Source organism: Occallatibacter savannae (genome assembly GCF_003131205.1).
In the GTDB taxonomy this organism is placed as follows: Bacteria; Acidobacteriota; Terriglobia; order Terriglobales; family Acidobacteriaceae; genus Telmatobacter; species Telmatobacter savannae.
Genome location: NZ_QFFY01000003.1, coordinates 715,739 through 734,638, shown reverse-complemented (window position 1 = coordinate 734,638; position 18,900 = coordinate 715,739). Strand labels below are relative to the sequence as shown.

General features: G+C 59.6%; 14 protein-coding genes and 3 tRNA genes. 6 read left to right on the top strand and 11 right to left on the bottom strand.

Annotation, left to right across the window (positions count from 1 at the left end; translation table 11 throughout):
• Nucleotides 1-29: 29 nt before the first annotated feature.
• The 3 genes from DHV10_RS14720 to DHV10_RS14710 form a co-directional block, all read right to left on the bottom strand.
• Complete coding sequence (locus tag DHV10_RS14720; RefSeq protein WP_109487099.1) at nucleotides 30-584, bottom strand: hypothetical protein; 555 nt, start codon at nucleotides 582-584, stop codon at nucleotides 30-32.
• Nucleotides 574-1,641 carry a YheT family hydrolase gene (locus DHV10_RS14715; protein WP_239461698.1) on the bottom strand — a complete coding sequence of 356 codons (1,068 nt, stop codon included), beginning with the start codon at nucleotides 1,639-1,641 and terminating at the stop codon, nucleotides 574-576. The genes DHV10_RS14720 and DHV10_RS14715 overlap by 11 nt, the downstream gene beginning before the upstream one ends.
• Before the next feature lie 40 nt (nucleotides 1,642-1,681).
• Nucleotides 1,682-1,756, bottom strand: a tRNA-His gene (locus DHV10_RS14710).
• Between the two features lie 62 nt (nucleotides 1,757-1,818).
• Here DHV10_RS14710 and DHV10_RS14705 point away from each other — a divergent pair.
• Nucleotides 1,819-2,379, top strand: a complete 561-nt coding sequence (locus DHV10_RS14705) for a DUF4112 domain-containing protein (RefSeq protein WP_109487098.1) — start codon at nucleotides 1,819-1,821, stop codon at nucleotides 2,377-2,379.
• A 63-nt stretch (nucleotides 2,380-2,442) separates the two neighbouring features.
• Nucleotides 2,443-2,519: transfer RNA gene (locus DHV10_RS14700), tRNA-Pro, on the top strand.
• 103 nt (nucleotides 2,520-2,622) lie between these two features.
• On the opposite strand, the gene DHV10_RS14695 is transcribed toward DHV10_RS14700, so the two are convergent.
• On the bottom strand, nucleotides 2,623-4,893 hold the full coding sequence (locus DHV10_RS14695; RefSeq protein ID WP_109487097.1) for a fused MFS/spermidine synthase: 2,271 nt from the start codon (nucleotides 4,891-4,893) through the stop codon (nucleotides 2,623-2,625).
• Between the two features lie 248 nt (nucleotides 4,894-5,141).
• Here DHV10_RS14695 and DHV10_RS14690 point away from each other — a divergent pair, with 248 nt between their 5' ends.
• Nucleotides 5,142-5,723, top strand: coding sequence for an HIT family protein (locus DHV10_RS14690; RefSeq protein WP_109487096.1), 582 nt, complete (start codon nucleotides 5,142-5,144; stop codon nucleotides 5,721-5,723).
• Between the two features lie 48 nt (nucleotides 5,724-5,771).
• Here the strand turns inward: DHV10_RS14690 and DHV10_RS14685 are convergent, their stop codons facing one another.
• Together DHV10_RS14685 and DHV10_RS14680 are read right to left on the bottom strand one after the other, a co-directional pair.
• Entirely contained in the window at nucleotides 5,772-6,677 is a 906-nt protein-coding gene (locus tag DHV10_RS14685) for a hypothetical protein (protein ID WP_109487095.1), read from the bottom strand.
• Between the two features lie 138 nt (nucleotides 6,678-6,815).
• Nucleotides 6,816-8,288: a DNA recombination protein RmuC gene (locus tag DHV10_RS14680; protein ID WP_109487094.1), complete on the bottom strand. Its 1,473-nt coding sequence runs from the start codon at nucleotides 8,286-8,288 to the stop codon at nucleotides 6,816-6,818.
• A gap of 332 nt (nucleotides 8,289-8,620) precedes the next feature.
• On the opposite strand from DHV10_RS14680, the gene acpP reads away from it, so the two are divergent.
• Both acpP and fabF read left to right on the top strand, forming a co-directional pair.
• Nucleotides 8,621-8,860 carry an acyl carrier protein gene (gene acpP / locus DHV10_RS14675; protein ID WP_109487093.1) on the top strand — a complete coding sequence of 80 codons (240 nt, stop codon included), beginning with the start codon at nucleotides 8,621-8,623 and terminating at the stop codon, nucleotides 8,858-8,860.
• A gap of 3 nt (nucleotides 8,861-8,863) precedes the next feature.
• Nucleotides 8,864-10,120: a beta-ketoacyl-ACP synthase II gene (fabF, locus tag DHV10_RS14670; RefSeq protein WP_109487092.1), complete on the top strand. Its 1,257-nt coding sequence runs from the start codon at nucleotides 8,864-8,866 to the stop codon at nucleotides 10,118-10,120.
• A 78-nt stretch (nucleotides 10,121-10,198) separates the two neighbouring features.
• Here the strand turns inward: fabF and DHV10_RS14665 are convergent, their stop codons facing one another.
• From DHV10_RS14665 to DHV10_RS14655, 3 genes are all read right to left on the bottom strand, one after another.
• Nucleotides 10,199-10,960, bottom strand: a complete 762-nt coding sequence (locus tag DHV10_RS14665) for a Yip1 family protein (RefSeq protein WP_109487091.1) — start codon at nucleotides 10,958-10,960, stop codon at nucleotides 10,199-10,201.
• Nucleotides 10,961-11,080: 120 nt separating this feature from the next.
• Complete coding sequence (locus DHV10_RS14660) at nucleotides 11,081-12,247, bottom strand: DUF5715 family protein (protein WP_109487090.1); 1,167 nt, start codon at nucleotides 12,245-12,247, stop codon at nucleotides 11,081-11,083.
• A gap of 362 nt (nucleotides 12,248-12,609) precedes the next feature.
• Entirely contained in the window at nucleotides 12,610-14,265 is a 1,656-nt protein-coding gene (locus tag DHV10_RS14655) for a cryptochrome/photolyase family protein (protein WP_109487089.1), read from the bottom strand.
• A gap of 266 nt (nucleotides 14,266-14,531) precedes the next feature.
• Between DHV10_RS14655 and DHV10_RS14650 the strand changes: the two genes are divergently transcribed.
• Nucleotides 14,532-14,608 (top strand) — tRNA-Arg (locus DHV10_RS14650).
• A gap of 753 nt (nucleotides 14,609-15,361) precedes the next feature.
• Here the strand turns inward: DHV10_RS14650 and DHV10_RS14645 are convergent.
• Nucleotides 15,362-18,097 carry a serine/threonine-protein kinase gene (locus tag DHV10_RS14645; RefSeq protein ID WP_109487088.1) on the bottom strand — a complete coding sequence of 912 codons (2,736 nt, stop codon included), beginning with the start codon at nucleotides 18,095-18,097 and terminating at the stop codon, nucleotides 15,362-15,364.
• Nucleotides 18,098-18,163: 66 nt separating this feature from the next.
• Nucleotides 18,164-18,751, bottom strand: coding sequence for a sigma-70 family RNA polymerase sigma factor (locus DHV10_RS14640; protein ID WP_162601552.1), 588 nt, complete (start codon nucleotides 18,749-18,751; stop codon nucleotides 18,164-18,166).
• Nucleotides 18,752-18,900 lie beyond the last annotated feature (149 nt).

Genomic DNA, 18,900 nt, shown 5'->3' with positions numbered 1-18,900 from the left:
CTTTCTTACAGGGGCCGGAACGCGCCTGACTAACTCCGCGAGGCGAAATTGAGAGACAGTAAATTGTCGACGAAGGCGTTCAGACACGCACCGAGCCGTACGTTGGCATCTGAACTCGCCTCGCCGCACGCTGTGAAGTAGACGGTGGCCCCCAGGCCCTCGGCATCGCCCAACATTGCCCTTCGCGCGACCACGTCGACTCGGCAGCGTGACAGCGGAATGATCCTCAGGCTCGCGCAGAGCTTCCTGCATGTTTGTTCCGCGGCGTGGGCATTGCCCCATGCGGATCCGTCGCTGGGCAGCATATCAATGTAACAGGCGATTGCACTGGCCGCCTCTTCAGCCGACGCATCGATCTCGTCCGCATCGATGTGCTCGGGCGGGAAGACATCGGTTTTGCTCGTCCAGACCGGCGAGCCGGATGCATTCAATCGCACCAGAGCCTCCGCCAACCCCGGCAGATCGCGACATTCGCTCAACTCTGAAACTCGCTCAGGATGCGCACGCAGGTCAACGAAGCCGCTCCATCTCGCCTCGATGACGGGCGCACCGACTCCGATCTCGAACTCCCAGTCAGCTTCCATTCGATTTGCCCGCCGGCTGCTCTGCCGATCGCGTCAGATACTGGACCACACTCGCCTCAGCCCAGTGGATGTCCTCTCCGCGATCGCGCGACAGGTAAGCGCAATGCCCGCCATGCGCAGTTTCCACCAGCAGAATATGGGGATTCGCGAGCAGCTTCACGCGCGTCTCCGTGGTCATGCGCACAAAGGGATCATCGACGGCGCGCAGAATCAGTGTAGGAACAGCGATCTTGTCCACCACACGCGCGCTGGCCGCACGATAGTAGTAGTCATCTGCATCGCGAAATCCGCAGTGGCGCGCAACGATCTCATTGTCGAACTGCCGCAGAGACCGGATCGGACCTACGCCGTCGTTGCCGTAGACCTGCGGATAAAGCGAAGCCTTGCGCCGGTAGCGCCGCATCAGTCCGCGCAGAAAGTGCCACTCGTAGATCCGATTCGCGGGCTCGTGCAGCGCGTCCGATCCGGCCGCAAGATCGATCGCCGGGCATACCGTCGCAACCGCGTACAGCGGAGCCTTGTTGCCCCATTCGCCGGCAAGCTTGAGCACCAGGTTTCCGCCCATCGAGTAGCCGACCAGGGCCACGCGTTCCAGGTTGAATTGCGCAGCATAATGACGAATCACCGCGCCAACATCGTTCGACAGGCCCGAGTGGTAGAGCGTCGGCGTAAGGTGGTCGGTGTTGCCGCAGTTGCGCATGTTCATCCGGACCACGTTGCAGCCCGCATCCCACGCGCGGCTCGCGATACCCCGAATGTAGCGCGACTCCGACGAGCCCTCCAATCCGTGCACCAGGATCACAGTCAGCCGCTGCGCTCTCACCGTTTCAGGCTGCCAGTTGCAGTGGCACATCACGCGGCTGCCATCGGCCGCATCCACTTCGATGGCCTCAGCCACGGTCTCTCCCCGAAACGCAGGCCGCCTAAGGTAGTTGCCGATAATGGTTTGCAAATGCGCGTTGCGCAGCCCGCGCCGCGGCTCAAACGGGCGCAGGCCAGCCTTCAGCAGGGTCGCTGCAGCATCGAGATTGTCACTCTGGGGAGGTTCTGGGCTCACTTGGTCGGCATCAGAAGTGCCCAATTGATGGCGAGCACATTGGGGCGGCTAGTGGGGATCGAACCCACGACATCCTGAGCCACAGTCAGGCGTTCTGCCTCTGAACTATAGCCGCCGTACCCTTCTGATTGTAGCATCGAACCAGATTAGCCCGAACTCCGCGCATCCAAGCTGTTTATGCCCGCTCCGAAGGCCAACTCGCCCCGAATCAACTGCCTGCCGGGCGCGCCCGCCGACGGCACGATCGTTCCCTCGGAGAGATGGGAGAGGGGCGCGTGGATCTTCCGCGATGAGACGCTGCGCGGACTCGAAATCCTGCTCGATGAGGCGTTTCGCATCCCGTTCACCGGCTTCCGGTTCGGCATCGACGGCATCATCGGCCTGGTGCCGGGCCTCGGTGACGTGATCGCCGGGCTGCTGTCGCTCGTGATTCCCATTGCCGCCTGGACGCGGGGGGTTCCGTATGTCGCTCTGGCGCGCATGGCCGTCAACGTCGGAATCGGCGTGCTGGTCGGATCCATTCCGCTGATCGGCGATGCTTTTGACATCGCCTTCAAACCGAACCGGCGCAACTACCAACTCATGCAGCGGCACATCGGCCAGCCACGCCGTCACACCTGGAAGGACTGGGCCTTCCTCGCTGCGCTGATCTGCGCGATCGCCATCGTCTTCGCCATTCCTATTGCGGTGTTCGTCTGGCTGCTCATCTGGCTCAACCAGCACACGATCATTCGGTAACTCGTGCCTGCGTGCACGTTTTCGGCTCAATCCTGTTCCGCGATACAATCGAGAGAACGACGTCGGGGCGTAGCGCAGTCTGGTAGCGCATCTGCTTTGGGAGCAGAGGGTCGGGGGTTCGAATCCCTCCGCCCCGACCATCGCATGCAATCACTTTCCTCTTCTCTCTCAAAATCCAGAAAATCTGACCGTAGCTTACTTGTTTTCGAGGATGAGAACTGTGCAGCATTGCCGTGTTCGCAGTCATCTCCATCGGATCACGCTCAGGAGGTTGGAGTAGTCATCCGTCCAGACGCGGCTATGCGGACTGCGCGGCGTCGGAACCCATGGCGCAGTGGAATGCTGTTCGTGCACGAGGGATGCCAGGTCGTTCTCGCTGCGCGCCATCACGATCCAGTGCGAGGCAAACTTTCCTTCGCTGGATTCCTGCGGCGAGATGGAAGAATCGTCCTCGCTCCACGAGGCTAGATGCGCCTCGCTGGCGAGATTGCCCAGCACTGGAGAAAGGTCCAGGTACAGATTGGTGACGTGGAAAGCGAGCACTCCTCCGGGAGCCAACTTGTTCAAATAAAGCGCCATGGCCTCGCGCGTCAGGAGGTGCATGGGAATTGAATCTCCGCTGAAGGCATCGAGAACGATCATGTTGTAGGAAGAGTCCTGCGCCTCTTGCAGGCGCAATCGAGCGTCGCCGATTTTGTAGCCCGCTCGAGGCGCGCAATCTTGCAGAAAAGTAAAGTAGTGCGGATCTTTGGCAATCCGAACCACAAGCGGATCGATCTCGTAGTAGGTGATCGTGGAACCGGGATCAGTCAGGCAAGCCATCGCACCAGCGCCCAATCCCACCACCGCAATGCTTGCGTTCGGGGTTCGAGATTGCATCGCCTCGAGCATCTGTCCAGCGGGACCGCCCGCGGTGTAGTAGGCCAGCGGCGTACGTCGGCGTGCAGGGTTGAGGCTCTGCACTCCATGCACGGTCCCGCCATGGAGAAAGTAGCGGAAGCGGTCCGTCCGTTCGTTCGATACGCGGTAGACCCCGAAGAAACTCCGTTCTGTGTGGAGGATCTGGCCGAAGGGGCCGACATAGAGGAAGCTGGCGGCAAACAAGGCGGCTAGTCCGAGTCCAAATCGAACCGGGCGCTTGCCGAAGCTCAAGCAGGAGGCGGCCGCAAAGCTGAAAACAAAGATGCTCATCAGGAGCGCCAGTTTTTCATTCACGAAGCGTAGCGCCAGGAAACCGGTTGCAGAAGCTGCTCCGAGCACCAGTGGCAACAGCCAGTCCTTTACTCCATCTGGTAGCCTTCCGGGCTTCTTGTGCTCTTCAGGTTCCGCCGTGCGCCGGAGCAGGGCCGCGAAGATCAGCGCGATTGGAAATTCGAGCACGGAGTGAAATGCCAGCGGTGCAATGATCGAGTTGAAGATGCCGCCGAGAACTCCGCCAACAGAAAGCAGGAGATAAAACTCCGTCAAGCCGTGTACCGACGGACGAGTGGCGGCCAGTTCTCCGTGGCAGACCATTGCGATCCCAAACAAAAGGATTGAGTAAAGGCCAAGCAGTGCCGGAAGGGGCAGCTTTGTCTGCAGCATGCCGGGCAGCAATCCGCAGAGGATCAGAATGGGCAACCTGCGGTTGAACGTCTCGGGAGCGATGATCTGACGACGCGCGAAGACCAGAACAAAGCTCAAGAGATAGAGTGCCAGGGGCACGATCCAGAAGAGAGGAATTGCGGGCACGTCCGCAGTCATGGCTGTGGTGACGCCGAGCATAAGGCTCGAGGGGATGAATGCCAGCGCGATCCAGCGCAGCCGCCGCGCCCACGTGATACTTGTGCGTGCAGAACCTGAGTAGGAATCTGAAGTGCCTTGCCGCTGCGGCCTGTTCCAGCAAAGCACTGCGCACAAGGTAGTCAAAGCAGCGAAGACCAGATAAACGAAACTCCAGAGGCGGCTTTGATTGCTGATGCGTAGCAGCGGTTCGAGCAGCAGTGGATAAGCGAACAGTCCGGCGAGGCTTCCGGCGTTGCTGGCGGCGTATAGGAAATAAGGATCGGCGGCGCCGCGATGCCCGGAAGCTGCAAACCACCGCTGCAACATTGGGCCGGAGGATGAGAGGACGAAGAAAGGGAGGCCGACAGCTACCGCCAGCATTGCCAGGATCCACGGGATCGGAGTGGTCTGGAGCGGCGGAGTCCAGCCGTGCGGAAGGGTAAGGGGCAGAACGCCGGTGACAACCGGGAGAGCGGCGACGCAGCACTGCACAACGAGCAAAACGCGCCATGGCAGCCATCTGCTGCCCGCGTACGCGAAAGCATAGCCGGCGAGCAACGCAGCCTGGAAGAAGACCATGCAGGTGTTCCACACTGCCGCAGAACCCCCGAGCAGGGGCAGCATCATCTTGGCGATCATCGGCTCGACAAGGAAGAGCAGCGCAGCGCTGAGGAAGACGGTCACACCGAAGAGCGGAGGCAAGAGACGATAGGAGATCGTCGGCGCTCTGCCGAATTTTTCTTCGGACATCACTGAGGTTGAATAGCCGTCGCTATGCACTTTGGTGGATCCTTCAGAGTTGTTTTTGTGGGGCGGGTCCGAGGATAACAGCCTGGCTCGGTCAAAGACCACGGTAACTAATTCGCAGAACGGTGTTGGTTCGACGTCTCTGCACGGACTGCCCTCTCTCGAAGTGCCCGGACCACCCGAAATTGGCCTCGGGAGATCACACTATACTTGGTGCGATAGGCGTATCGGCCAAGGAGGTCGCGCGCAGCATGGAACAGCTCTGGAGCCCCTGGCGCTTTGCCTACGTGACGACGGCCGATGGCGCGCCGCGCCCCGGTGTGCCGCAGCGGCTCGATGCCTGGCCCGGCGATCTCCAGTGCGTCTTCTGCAACCTGATGGCCAGTGTCGACTACGCCATCGAGCATGGCATGTCGGTCGACGAAGCTGAGGAAGCGGGCGGACTGGTCGTACGCGGCAAGCACTGCTTCGTGTGCCTGAATGCGTATCCCTACACTTCGGGCCACGTTATGGTGATGCCCTACGCGCACCTTGACCGAATCGCCAAACTCGACGCTGAGGCCGCTCACGAACTGATGGACCTGGCGCAGCAGACAGAGCGTGCGTTGGAGAAGCTCTATCGTCCGCACGGATTCAACTTTGGCCTCAACCTCGGGCAGGCCGCCGGCGCGGGCGTCGCGGGACATCTGCACATGCACGCCATGCCGCGCTGGGTAGGCGACACCAACTTCATGACGACCGTGGCCGAGACTCGCGTTTTGCCAGAGGATCTGGGCACGACATGGAAGAGGCTGCGAGCAACATTCGCCGAGTTGGAGAGGCAAAAGACGTAAACGGCGCGGAACTATCTTCCGGCCTCTCCGCTGAGAAGACTGCGTCGATCAGGCTTGCTTCTTCTTGCCGGTCAGGGCTTCGAGTTCACGCGCAAATTCCTGCCACTCATCCACCTTCTGTCCAGACTTCGCGGGCGGCGCACCAGCAGGCTTGGCGGGAGCATTTGGCACCGGCATGCGCGGCTCGGCGGGAGCGGCCTTCTGCGGCTGGGGCGCCGGAGGCAGCGGCTGCGCCACAGGAACCGACGCGGCGGGTGCGGCGGGTCTCGCAGCGGGTGGCGGCATCGGGACCTGCACTCTCGCAGGAGGCACGACCGGCCGAGGAGGAGCGGCGGGTCGCGTCACTTCCACCGGCTTCGGAGGCTGAGTGGGCCGGGGCGCTTCCACTGATCGCGAAGGTACCGGAGGCGCCGCAACAGGCGGCTTGGTCGCGACCGCAGAAGCGGGCACCGTCTTCGCGGGCACCGGAGGGGCCGGCGCGGAATTCGCTGGAGCCGCAGCGGCTACCGGCGCCGATTCACCGGCAGCCGGAGCATCCGGATCGTTGAAGACCTCGAGAGACTGAAGCAGTTTCTGGATGGCCTCATCGGCGGACTCCGAGCTCGAAACAGTCTCCGCTTCGGAGTCCTCCGCAGGGGAGGTCTCGGGAGTGACGCCCATCGCGGAGTCGAACTCCGCCTTCAATTGCGCGTACTTGGCCTGCTCGCGCTCGAGACGCTTCTGCACCCGGCCGAGTTCATCCGCGACGGGGCGAAGCTTTGCCACCTCTGCAATCGCGTCTTCAAGCTGCGTTCGCATCGCAAATTCGCGAGCATCGAGGGCCACATGCTCCTTCTCGACCGCGTTCTCAATCTGCGCTTTTACGTTGGAACGGCCCCAGGCGAAACCTGCGGCGAGGCAGACAGCGGCAATGGCAAGCGCAACTACAGCGTAAGGTATCGCATGGCTCCCCATCGCGTGCACAGTCCTCTATCACAAGAGTACGGGCAAACGACGCGCAAGAGGCGATCAGGGCTTGTGGCACGCGAAACCTTGGTAAGTAGCGCTGACGGCCGCTTTTCAGGTCAAGGACTTACGGCTCAACTACCCGGATCATGCTTGGCCGGTACCCTCGGCGACCTCGGCCTCGGCGCTGAGCGCCAGCTCCGCCTGATCCACGGCGGCTCGGTCCAGCAGCTTCCTGGGAATCGACTTGTTGGTGCGGATGCCGAGTTCTTTCAGCTTTTCGACCTGCCCGATCAGGTTCCCCGGTCCTTCAGCGAGCTTCTTCATCGCACTGCTGTAGCTCTGGTCGGCCTTGCGCAGGTTGTCGCCGATCACGTCCATATCGGTGACGAACCCCGCGAACTTCTCATAAAGCTTTGTTCCGCGATCCATGATCTCGCGCACATTCTTCGCCTGGCGCTCCTGCTGCCAGAGGACGTTGATGATGCGAATCACGTAGAGCAGCGTCGTCGGCCCGACAAGGAGAATGCCCTGCTTGTAAGCGTCGGCCCAGAGCTCGCTGTCCGCCTGGAATGCCATGAGGAAGGCCGGCTCGACGGGAACGAACATCACCACAAAATCAGGCGCTTCGATGCCCGGCAGTCTGTCATATCCCGCTTTTGAAAGCCCCGCGATGTGGCCGCGCATGCTGGCGAGATGAGCCTTCATCGCGCTCTTGCGCGCTTCTTCATCCGCGGCGCCCACGCAGTCGGTGTACGCGGTGAGCGAGACCTTCGAGTCAATGACGAGATGGCGGCCGCCGGGCAGATACACGATTACGTCCGTCCGGACCGTGCGTCCGCGCTCGCCCGTTTCGCTCTCTACACCGGCGAACGACTGCTGAAACGCGTACTGCTCCCCCTCGCGCAGGCCGGCCTTGTCGAGCAGATCGCGCAGAATGAACTCGCCCCAGTCGCCCTGTGTCTTGGCGGAGCCGCGCAACGCAGTAGTCAGGTTACGCGCCTCTTCGGTGAGCTGTTCGTTCAGAGTGCCGAGCGTGCCAATCAGCGTCTCGAGCTTGGTAACCCCGGTCTTCGAGTCCGACTGCGCCTCTTCAACCTTCTTCCGAAATTCTTCGATTTGCGCGCGCAGCGGCGAAAGCAGGTTCCCAAGTTCCTTCTGGCTGCCTTCCGAGAAAGTCTTCGATTTCGTTTCGAGGATGTCGGCAGCGAGAGTCTGGAACTGATCGGAGAGGCTCTTTTTCGCCGTCTCCAGCAGCTCGACTTTCTCGCCCAGGTTTTTGCGTTCGTTGGTCAGCTCCGCTTCAAGCTGGCTGATGCGCGCGCGCAGAGTCGTCTCGTTCGCAGCTTTGTAGTCGAGATCGGCGCGGACGTTCGCCACTTCGGAATTGAGGTGCGTAATGGTCGCCGCGCGCTCTGCTGCCACCGACTCGAACCCGGCGCGTGCAGCGGACTCGGATTGAGCCTGCGCGAGCTGGCGCTGCAGCGCATTCAGCGCATCGAAGGCCTCGCGATTCCGCTGCTCCAGCAGCGCCGACTCTCTGCGCGCCGAGGCCGCACGGATGACAAAGCCGATTACCAGCCCGGCGACAATCGCGATACCAACGAAGAGAGCCTGCATGGGGAACCCCTCCAGCTATCTTCGCCTAATCTACGCCTTTCTGCTGTGCAATTGTGGGCTGAAACTTAGCTTTTCTATCACCGGTCCCGCATCAGTTACGACCCGGACAAATCAGCCCGCATCTAGGCGCAGGTGCTTGATTTATTTCCACTCTGCTCTGCTTTACACACCGGGGGCGGACCTTTAGACTTGGAGTTTCGGGGCTGGCGAAGCTTTTGTTCGTCCGGCGGTTGTGTCAGTGTGCCGTCTGCCGGTATTGTAGGCAGGCGTACTGCGGTTCACTTTGGTCGCAGGCTTTCAGATTTGGTAATTGAAACTGAGGAGAATCAGGCATGGCGGTAGAAGAAAAAGTTAAGCAGATCATCGTCGAGCAACTGCAGGTGGACGAGGCAGAGGTCACGCCCGGCGCTAGCTTCCAGGAGGATCTCGGCGCAGATTCGCTGGACGTTGTTGAGCTTGTGATGCAGTTTGAAGAGGCGTTCGACCTCGAAATTCCCGACGAAGATGCTGAGAAGATCAAGACCGTCAAGGACGCGATTGACTACATCGAGAAGAACGCGAAAGGCAAGTAGCCGGTGAATCGTAGAGTCGTGATCACCGGCCTCGGGCTGGTGTGCGGTGTGGGCAATACCGCGCAGGAGGTTTGGGAGAAACTCGTCGCCGGCGCCAGCGGTATGGGGCCGATTACAGGTTTCGATACAACCGGCTTTCCTGTCACCTTTGCCGCCGAGGTCAAAAACTTTGACCCGTTAAATTTCGTCGACAAGAAAGAAGCGCGGAAGATGGCGCGCTTCATTCATTTCGCTTTCGCAGCCGCACAGGAAGCGCTGGAGCAATCCGGCCTCAAGATCACCGAGGAAAACGGCGATCGGGTGGGCGTCTTTATCGGCTCCGGAATCGGCGGGTTCGAGATCATCGAACGCGAACACGCGACCCTGCTGAAAGACGGCCCGCGCAGAATATCGCCTTTCTTCATTCCCGCGACGATCATCAATATGGCAGCCGGCCAGTTGAGCATTCGCTATGGTGCGCGTGGGCCGATCTCGGCCACCGCAACCGCATGCGCAACGAGCGCCAACTCCATTGGCGACTCCGTGCGCATGATCATGCACGGCGACGCCGATGCGATGATCGCAGGCGGATCGGAAGCGGCGGTCACGCAGCTTTCCGTTGGCGGATTCGCTTCGATGCGCGCGCTTTCCACGCGCAACGATGAGCCGACCAAGGCCAGCCGTCCCTTCGATAAGGATCGCGATGGCTTCGTCATCGGCGAAGGCGCCGGCATCCTCATACTCGAGGAGTTGGAATTCGCGAAGAGGCGTGGCGCAAAAATCCTGGCCGAAGTCATCGGCTACGGCATGAGCGCCGACGCGTATCACATGACGGGCATCGCCCCTGAAGGTGCAGGAGCGCAGCGCAGCATGCGTGCCGCGCTGAACGATGCGGGCATCAAGCCGGAAGACGTGGGCTACATCAACGCACACGCCACCTCCACCCCCGCTGGTGACGGCAACGAATCACGGGCCATCGAGATCGTCTTCGGCGAACATGCCACAAGCCACAAGCTGAAGATCAGCGGCACCAAGTCGATGACCGGCCACCTGCTCGGCGGAGCCGGCGGGCTCGAAGCCGGCATCACGGTTCTCTCGCTCATCAACCAGGTGCTCCCGCCGACCATCAACCTCGACAACGTCGATCCGGAGTGCAAGCTGGACTACGTTCCCAACAATGCCATCAACCACAACTTCGACGTCGCGCTTTCGAACTCGTTCGGCTTCGGCGGAATCAACGCTACGCTGATTATGCGCAGGTGGAATGAGGGCAGCGAGTAGGAAACCGGGACCGGGCATCAGAAAGCGAAAGGCGCACATCCTGCGATGTGCGCCTTTCTGTTGTCAAATTTCCGACAATTAGCTGAAGGCTGCCGTCAATCCCGCCCCGACGATTACGATCAGACCCCACCATCCAAAGCTGGCGATATAACCAGACGTACGCTTCGTGCCCGCGACGATCGCAACGCCAATCCCAACCAGCGCGAGCGTCCAGATGGTCACAAAATCGATCGAGGTCAGAAGGCTGTAAAGACCCGGATTCGTCTCCATCGGATTCATGAACGCTGCGAGATTCGTCGGAGCGAAGTTCTTGATATTGAATGAATCTGGCGCCGTCCCGGCGAACAGCACCACGATTCCAAGTATTGTCTTGATGCACGAGGGCATCATCGCGTACATCCAGACCGCAAAGATGCTGCCGAAGCTCGCCTTTCCTCCAAAAACAAAATTGATTGTTGCGAGAAGGACGGCCGAGATCACCGCGCCCATCACCAGAATAAAGACTGGCCCGGCAAGAAAGATGCCCTGCGTGATGGCAGTCGAGATCTTCATCCGCTGCTCGCGCTGCTCAGGCGTAAGCTGCGCCATCTGTTCTTCTGTCTTGGGACTGAGCTTGACCTGGTTCTCGCTCACTTGGCGCATGCCGACCTTCGCGTTCACCACACCGTAGAACGCAAAGCCAAGCACCGCATAGATGATGAACGGCAGCCACCAACTCCTATGGCCGGCCTTGATGTCCTGAAAGGTCTTCGACGGCGCCGTGAACATGTTCATCAAGCGCTGGCCTTGCGAAAGGCCCGTTGCCACTTCTGCCACTGGCTGAACTGCTGAATCGCTCATATCTGTCCTCGCAGATTCTGCATTCAAAAGTACGAAAGCGTTACAACCGCATTCGCCCGCGATTGTAACGCTTCCCGTAGAGATAAGAAATGAAATTGCGAGATGACTGGGCGAGTCCGGCTACTTGTTGCTCGGCGCCTCGTCAGAAACCGTGGCTGTCGACGGATCCGGCGGCACCGTCTGCGGCACCGGCGCATGGTGCGGACCTGCAGGCGATGAAGCCGGCGAGTAGTTCTTGTACACCGTGATGTGGAAGCAGCGTTGGCGGAACTCTTCCTCAACGTCGATCACACCGGCAGTCTGGTAAGCGAACAGATGATCGCGCATCCATTGCATCTCGCGTCGCGACAGACCGGATTTAGCGATATCGATCGTTGCACCGGTGAGATGCGGGCTCACGATGTCGCCCTCCGCATCTGCCGCGTTGTGGTTCACCCGCATCAGATGCTTCTGGAATTCCACGGTGCGAACCGCGGAGCTGACGATCAGCGGTTTGTGGAACTGTGCTTCATGCGCGCGCGACAGGTCGCTCAGGAAGTCGGCTGTCCACTGGCGGCAGTAGCGGCGATCTTCAGGCAGGCCAGGATTTACGATCAGACCCGCAGCCTCCGGCACATGAACCAGCGAGCCGCTCGCAATCCGGTTCTGCAGATCGTTGTCGTCTTCGATCCGTTCCAGAGACTCTAGCTCGACCCGCTCATTCTGGCGCACCAGCGAGTCATGCGTGCCGCGAAGTGCGTAGCGGCCGTAGACGCGGGGCACATCGAGCGAGGCGATCTGGCCAACGGCAAATGCTTCTTCGCTCGCACGAGCCGTTGAGGAGTCTCCCGCAGCCGCGACCGCGACCGTATTTCCGGCAGGGGCAGCCGCCGCAGACGTCGGTGCACCTGAGTCAGGAACCGAACCGTTGGACGAGAAATCAGATTGTGCAGCGGAGTGGCGGATCGGCACGGTCGCTAACGGAACGAACCGGGCCCTCGAGTGCCGGCCATATCTCGCACGACGCAGATGGCGGCCCGGAACTGCGGGCTTGCGAACCGACGCAGTCGAACGGGCAGACCGGGTGGTCCGGCGGGTTGCCGTCTTTGTTCGCGCACTGCTCACCTTGCTGCGCGAGGTGTGCTGCGCAGCCTTGGCGGTATGCTTCGCGTGCTTGGAAGGGTGGGCGCCATCGCGCACCGGGTTGATTCGCGCAGCACCGGCAGACGATGCAAGCAGAAGGAACAGACAACCAGCGATAAGAACAGGGCGCAACATCAAAGGTGCGCGGAGAAACCAGAGCTTCATTAGTCTAAAACGCATCCGGAGAGAATTGGAGTAGCGACGGTGGTTCCGTTTTGTCCGATAACTTTCACGGTCCGCGGCTTTTCGTTCAAGGACTTGCGCCGTAGTTTCAAGGCGCCCTATCCATCGTGCAGCCGGCAACTGAGGCACACGTCTCATCCCGCTAAAACTATCCTCTCACAGAAATTAATTGTCCTCGCTGAGCCGGGACCAGCCGAGACACGTCCGCCGGAACCTCTGCAGCCCATTCAATGTACGATGCCCGCCCTCCCGGGCAGGTTGGCAATCTAGGGCCGTACTGGGCGCTCTGCCGAGCCATTCCACGCATCCTCGACCGTAAGTCCTTCCGCTGCAACGGACAAAGTTCAATAGACCGGACGGGAGAAGCTCAGGAGATGCTCGACAGCGCCTTCGGCACGCGCCCTCAGTTCCACCAGTTCCTCATGCGGTTTACGGTCCAGAGTCCGGTAGGGCATCTGCAGCCTGAAGTTGTTCCCGAGCACGTCGCGATTCCGCTCCAGGAAGGTCCAGTAGAGTGCGGTGAAAGGGCACGAATCCGATCCCGTCGATTGCTTCGGATCGAACCGGCAGTGTCCGCAATAGTTCGACATTCGATTGATGTAGGCGGCTCCCGAGACATAAGGCTTGGTGGCAGTCACGCCACCATCGGCATAGGTTCCCATTCCCAGCACGTTGGTCTCCACCACCCAGTCATAGGCATCTACGTAGGCGATCCAGAACCAGTCCGTGAGTTCTCGCGCAGAGAATCCGCAAAGCGTAGCCAGGTTAGACAGAACCATCAGCCGCGTAATGTGGTGCGACCATCCCTCATCAATAACCTGCTCGACGACCGTATCCAGGCAATGCAGCCCCGACTTCACGCCCCAGTACGCAGCCGGCAAGGGAAGTGACGCGTGCAGCGCCGCGGGAGCCGCGCCGATGAGCGGTTGACGGCTCGTGCTGCGCGGCTTGCCTTCTTCATGCGGAGCTTCGACCAGCCGGTACCCATCGGTCTGCTGATGAATGTGCCGCATGAACTCGCGCCAGCCGAGAAGCTGGCGGATGAATCCCTCCGCGCTCGCCAGCGGGATCTTTCCTTTGCTAGCCGCCTGCTCAACATCGCGCACCAGCGCAGCGGGAAGCAGCCGCCCCAGATTCACGAGCGCCGACACCTGGCTGTGAAACAGGCGCGGCGCGTCGTCGCGCATCGCATCTTCGTACGGCCCAAAATAGGGCAGCATATGCGCCAGAGAATGCCGCCACATCCGATCGCAATCCTCCTGCGTCACCGGCAGGTCAAAACCTTCAATGCTGCCGAAGTGATTCCCATACGTTGACGCGACCAGATCGATCACCTCTTGCGTGATCTCGTCCGGTGGGAACTGCAATTTCTCCGGCACCGCCGGATCTCCACGCCAGGGCTTCCGATTCTCCGCGTCAAACGAGAATTGCTTGCCTACCGGCCGACCATTTTGCATCAGGATTCCGGTCTGCTGCCGCATCTTGCGATAAAACCGGTCCATCACATAGCTCTTCCCAGCGGCGTACTTGCCATACACCAAGACGAAATCCTCGATACTCGATAGCCATGTCGAATCCTCCACGAATTTGATCTTCAGTCCGTCTCCGATCGCTTGTTGCAGATCGAGACGCAGCTCTCTCTCCGCCGGCGTCATGCATACCAGTTGGGGAATCTTACCTTGTCTCTGCAACTGCACCAGCGCCTGTCCATGGCTCAACTCCGAGAAGTGGTAGACGACCTTGACTCCGCGCTCCGCCTGTTCGAGCGCAAAGTGGCGCATGTTCGAAATCAGCAGAACCAGTTTCTTCTTGTGGTAAGCGCGGCGATGCCCCTTATTCGTCGATTCGACGATCACGATGCCGGTCAGGTTGGCATCCTGCGCGGCAATCGGACCCACTCGATCGGTGAACCGGTCGTAGGGAACAAAGATCCAGCGCCGCTCTCGCAGATCAGCTTTCGTCGGGGCAGCAGGAGCGATGAGCTCGGAGAAGCGTGACATCTTTCGATACTAGAAAAGGCGGCTAAGCTGACGGCGCACGCCGCACACTCCGTTTTGATGAGGAAAAAGCGGGCGACCACCTGGAGTGTCACGAGCGGCCCGCGACCGGTCAGACGATCCCGACCTGGCACCCACGCAGTCTGCATTTCGCACCCGCGTAGTCCGCACTTGGCACTCACGCATCTGCACACGGCACCTGCGCAGCTCGCGTACGTGTTACTAACGAGGTTTGGGGCCAGCCATTTCGACGCTACAATAACGAAAGCGGGCGAGTAGCTCAATCGGATAGAGCACCGGCCTTCTAAGCCGGGGGTTGTGGGTTCGATTCCCGCCTCGTCCGCCAGTCAATCTCCACTTCCCCTAGTTTCAAGTACTTACCTTCACTTGGACCCTCCGTTTTGGCCTGCAACCCCCGGCCGAAAAATGCGCAAACTGCAGAAGAGTCGGAACGAGAATGGGGAGCGATTCGGAACAGGATTCAAATGCGCACCACATTCGCGTTGTTGTTGCGGTGCGTGGAGCCTACACGGTTGTTTTTCAGGCGAATCTCGATGGATCGCAAGGGTCGTGATCTCTTCTGAAGGGCTTTTCTCACCCATTGTGAATCCGGTATGCGGCTGCGAGACTGCAAAGCGCTTGCCGAGTGTGCGCGCATCGACACATCTTGCGCCTACGCTTTTTGATTTAGGGTCTTGGCGTGAAGAGGGTCGGTGCCAGCGGACAAATCTCAACATAGCCCGTTATACCTCCAACTTCAACAGCTGACCGGTTGTCTTTGCGATCCTGCGCCACGACCTTTCCTTGAATTGCTAGCGCTTGATCGAAAAGAGGCCGAGCTTACCAAATATTGCCATTTCTCGCAGCGACATGGCTCTTTACTCAGCAGATTCGTACGCATGTGCGGGGCCGAGACAGTGTCTGCTTCGCTCCGCAAGTGCCTCATAGGTCTCTGCGGGAATCTGATACTCCTCTCTAGCCTGTGCGGGATCCCTCTGGATTTTAGTGCTGGAACATTCATGCATCGTGGCGATGTGATGCGCCGCCACCATTCAAACCAGATTGCCCGAGTACTGCCCGCCCACCTGTGAGGATCTCACTACTTCAGCTGAGCGCGCAGCAGTTTCCGTACTCGCGACATTACCGTGGTGGATGTCTCAGGTGGTAGCAACTCCAGCCCTCGTTTCGCCGCAGCCCGAGCCTTCTCCGTTTCTCCGTTGGCGCGGTATGCGTTCGCCAACGTCAGGAGGAATTCGGGATTGTGATAGGAACTCCTCTCGACAATGCGCTCCGCGTACTTCACTGCCAAGGCCGGCTCGCGCAAACTCGGTGGTTCGACCGTGATGAGGCCGTTGGCCGCGTCAAAAAGTTGGTAGGCCTGCGCATCGGGACGCTGCGCAACCTCCTTTAATATCGTGAGCCCCCTCTGCTCCACGTCCAGTGACCCATTTTCGAGGTGCAACGCACGTTGCTGGCGGCCAATGTCAATCAGCACCATGCCCAGCTTCGACTCCCAATTCCCATTATGCGGTTCGACGCGAAGGATCTGTTCGAGCACAGAACGTTGGTCTAACAGAACCTTCAAGGCATTTGCCGCATCAGTTCTAGGGTTGGCGCCTTCCTCTGGAAAGATGCCCGAGGCGCGTTCCTGATAGGCCTCGGCTTCCCGGCTCAATCCAGCCTCGACGTCCTGGACGGCCCGAATGTTCTTCGGATCAGCGGCGAGGAGTTCGCGATAAATGCTCTGGCCCTGTTCGAGCGCTGCTAAGGCTTCGCGATAGTGGCCGATCTCGATCAGTGCTCCCGCGTACGGTCCGATTGTGCCCGATTGCATCCGCCGGATGGCCATCTCATATTTGGCTTGTTCATGCAGGGAGTCAATGCCACTGATGGCCGCACGCAATTCGGGCAGAGCACCTGCAGGATCGGTCTGCATCTGAATGGCGCCAACCATCCTGTGATTGTCGGCCATGGCCTGCAGGACGCGGATGTTGTTCGGATCTACGGCGATAGCGCGCTGGTAAATCTCGCGCGCCTTCAGATACTCGGCGAGAGCGCCTGGAAAATCACTGAGGCTCGGCCAATAGGGCACTCCGAGTTCAGCGCCGAGGCGGCCGTGCGCGGCTGCGGAGTCCAGTAGCGTGTCCAGACTGGAGCCACGCCCGGCAGCAAGTTCATCAAACAACGCGATCGCCGTCCGCATCTCAGGAACTGCCTCCTGAGTTCGGCCGATCCCAAACAGAATTTCGCTCCGTGACCTGTGGGCCCACGCCAGCGCGTGTTTGACGGCTGCGTTCTTGGGCTGTTCCTCCAAAAGAGAGGCCGTGATCGCGACGCCTTTATCCAAACTGGCCAGGGCTCCCTGAGTATCTCCGGTGTGCTCTGAGTACATATTCCCCTGAACATTTCCAAGTTGGATGTATGCGGTGGCCGCATCGAGAAGCAATTTGGGATCGCGGGAATCTTTTGTGGAGCGATCGAGGTGCTCCAGCACCGTGCTTACCAACAGTTGCTGCGCTCCCGTTGATCCCGGAAGTTTTCGAATGGCTTCATCGATTTCCGAGAGCAGGCTGTTGCTCAATTGTCGTAAATCCGCTGCCTGTGCCTCGGCCTTGCGACGCTCCGCATTGGCTACTTTGGCCTGCCAGAGCACGCCTTCGACTCCCGCGGCCAAGCTTGCAATCACCAGCCCTGCCGCGGCAAGTCCGATCCTGTGCCGATGTATGAATTTGCCGGCGCGATAACTGTACGTGCCGTGCCGCGCTGAAACTGGCTTCCCATCAAGATAGGCTTGTACATCAGCGGCAAACTGGTGAGCGGTCAAATAGCGCTCCGACGGCTCTTTGCGGAGCGCCTTCAACGCGATGGCCTCAAGATCCGTATCGATATGCAAACCATTCCCGTGCCCCGGACGGTGTGGCGGCTCTTCGCATATGACGCGAAGCATCTCCGATGTCGTGAACTCTTTGAGTTCGTAAGGAAGTTTGCCGGTCAGCAACAAATAGAGAAGCACGCCCAGGGAGTATGTGTCCGAGGCCGTGGTGATCGCGTTGCCGAGCACTTGTTCGGGGCTGGCATATTGAGGCGTGAACGACTGAAAGCCTTGACGCGTCAGTTCGCTTTCTGATCCGGGTCGAGAGGGAGAGAGCAGCTTTGCGGTTCCGAAATCCAGCAACCTGGGCGTGCCCTCCGCTGTTACAAAAATGTTGTCCGGCTTCAGGTCTCGATGAATGACCAGATTCTGATGCGCAAACTGGACAGCTTCGCATACGTTTCTGAACAGCAGAAGACGCTGAGCGAGGGAGAGCGCGTTCTCGTCACAGAAGCGATTGATCGGAGTGCCATCTACATACTCCATGACGAGGAACGGTTCGCCGTCGGTAGTCACACCTCCGTCGATTAGCCTCGCGATGTACGGATGATTCAGTCCCGCAAGGATCTGACGCTCCATGCGGAGTCGTTCCCTGAAAAGGTCCGTTGCCAGCGGAAGGTCGATCAATTTGATTGCTACTTGCTGTTCGAAGTTTCCATCGGCGCGGTGCGCGAGATAGACAGCGCCCATCCCGCCGCGCCCTATCAGACGATCGATTTCGTACGCACCGACGCGGATGCGTTCTGCGTCGTTTGCCCGAATGTCCCGCGTTTGTTGGAGTCGAGCGGCTGCGACGATCTCCTCGGCAACACAGGCGTCAAGCAGAGTTGAAACCTCAACGAGAAGCTTCGCGTCTCCCTGGCAACGCGCTTCGATCAGGCTCTGTCGATCACCTTCTGGCACAGCAAGTGCCTCATTGAAGATGAGCTCGATCCGCTGGAGCATTTCCGACGGGAAACTCATGGGCCATCAACCTGCCGTATGAGATCGGTCATTCTTAGAAGCGGAAACTGGGACCCAAATGAATCATCAGTCAGTCGGGATTGAAGCGGACTGCGGATACAAACGGCGGTAAAGCCAGCTCTTCGCAAACTTCATATCGCGATCCACCGTAGCCTTTGAAGTCTGAGTGAGGGCTGCGGTCTCTTCGGCGGTACAGCCAAGAAAGCAGCGAAGTTCGACCAACTGAACCTTGCGCGGATCCAGCGCGTTTAGCTCATCGAGAGCCCGGTTCAACTCCAGCATCTCTTCACCTCCGATGCTTACCCACGGAAGATCATCGCTGAGAGGAACACGGGTATTCCCACCTCCACGGATGGCTGCCTGATTGCCGCGTGCATGGTCGATAAGAATCCTGCGCATGACCCGGGCAGAGAAGGCGTAGAAGTGTTGCCGGTCGTGGTACTGAACTTTCTTTTGATCGACAAGCTTCAGATACAACTCGTGCACAAGAACAGTCGGCTGGAGGAGATCGGGGTTCCGTTCGCGTCGGATGTAAGCTCCAGCAACCTGCCTCAGGTGTGGGTAGACAAGCGGAATCAGTTGCTCAAAGACAGCATCGTCGCCGCTTTGCCAGCGCACAAGTAGAACGGTGATTTCGCCCGAACCGGGTTCCACGCTCTCACCAAAGATGTTGATACCGGGAATGTTGCCTTAAATGTATCATCCCTCGATTCAGTCACTCACCGGATCAATTTCTTGCGATTCGTCGCGCTTTAAATGTGACGTGAGTCATTTTTCCTCGCGTTTGCGCCTCCTCAAGTGAA

What these genes read in the sequence shown, in the direction of transcription:
- DHV10_RS14720 (WP_109487099.1), bottom strand. Translation starts at nt 584, where the DNA reads ATGGAAGCTGACTGGGAGTTCGAGATCGGAGTCGGTGCGCCCGTCATC.
- DHV10_RS14690 (WP_109487096.1), top strand. Translation starts at nt 5,142, where the DNA reads ATGGAACAGCTCTGGAGCCCCTGGCGCTTTGCCTACGTGACGACGGCC.
- DHV10_RS14655 (WP_109487089.1), bottom strand. Translation starts at nt 14,265, where the DNA reads ATGTCACGCTTCTCCGAGCTCATCGCTCCTGCTGCCCCGACGAAAGCT.
- DHV10_RS14665 (WP_109487091.1), bottom strand. Translation starts at nt 10,960, where the DNA reads ATGAGCGATTCAGCAGTTCAGCCAGTGGCAGAAGTGGCAACGGGCCTT.
- DHV10_RS14705 (WP_109487098.1), top strand. Translation starts at nt 1,819, where the DNA reads ATGCCCGCTCCGAAGGCCAACTCGCCCCGAATCAACTGCCTGCCGGGC.
- DHV10_RS14660 (WP_109487090.1), bottom strand. Translation starts at nt 12,247, where the DNA reads ATGAAGCTCTGGTTTCTCCGCGCACCTTTGATGTTGCGCCCTGTTCTT.
- DHV10_RS14685 (WP_109487095.1), bottom strand. Translation starts at nt 6,677, where the DNA reads ATGGGGAGCCATGCGATACCTTACGCTGTAGTTGCGCTTGCCATTGCC.
- acpP (WP_109487093.1), top strand. Translation starts at nt 8,621, where the DNA reads ATGGCGGTAGAAGAAAAAGTTAAGCAGATCATCGTCGAGCAACTGCAG.
- DHV10_RS14645 (WP_109487088.1), bottom strand. Translation starts at nt 18,097, where the DNA reads ATGAGTTTCCCGTCGGAAATGCTCCAGCGGATCGAGCTCATCTTCAAT.
- DHV10_RS14680 (WP_109487094.1), bottom strand. Translation starts at nt 8,288, where the DNA reads ATGCAGGCTCTCTTCGTTGGTATCGCGATTGTCGCCGGGCTGGTAATC.
- DHV10_RS14695 (WP_109487097.1), bottom strand. Translation starts at nt 4,893, where the DNA reads ATGTCCGAAGAAAAATTCGGCAGAGCGCCGACGATCTCCTATCGTCTC.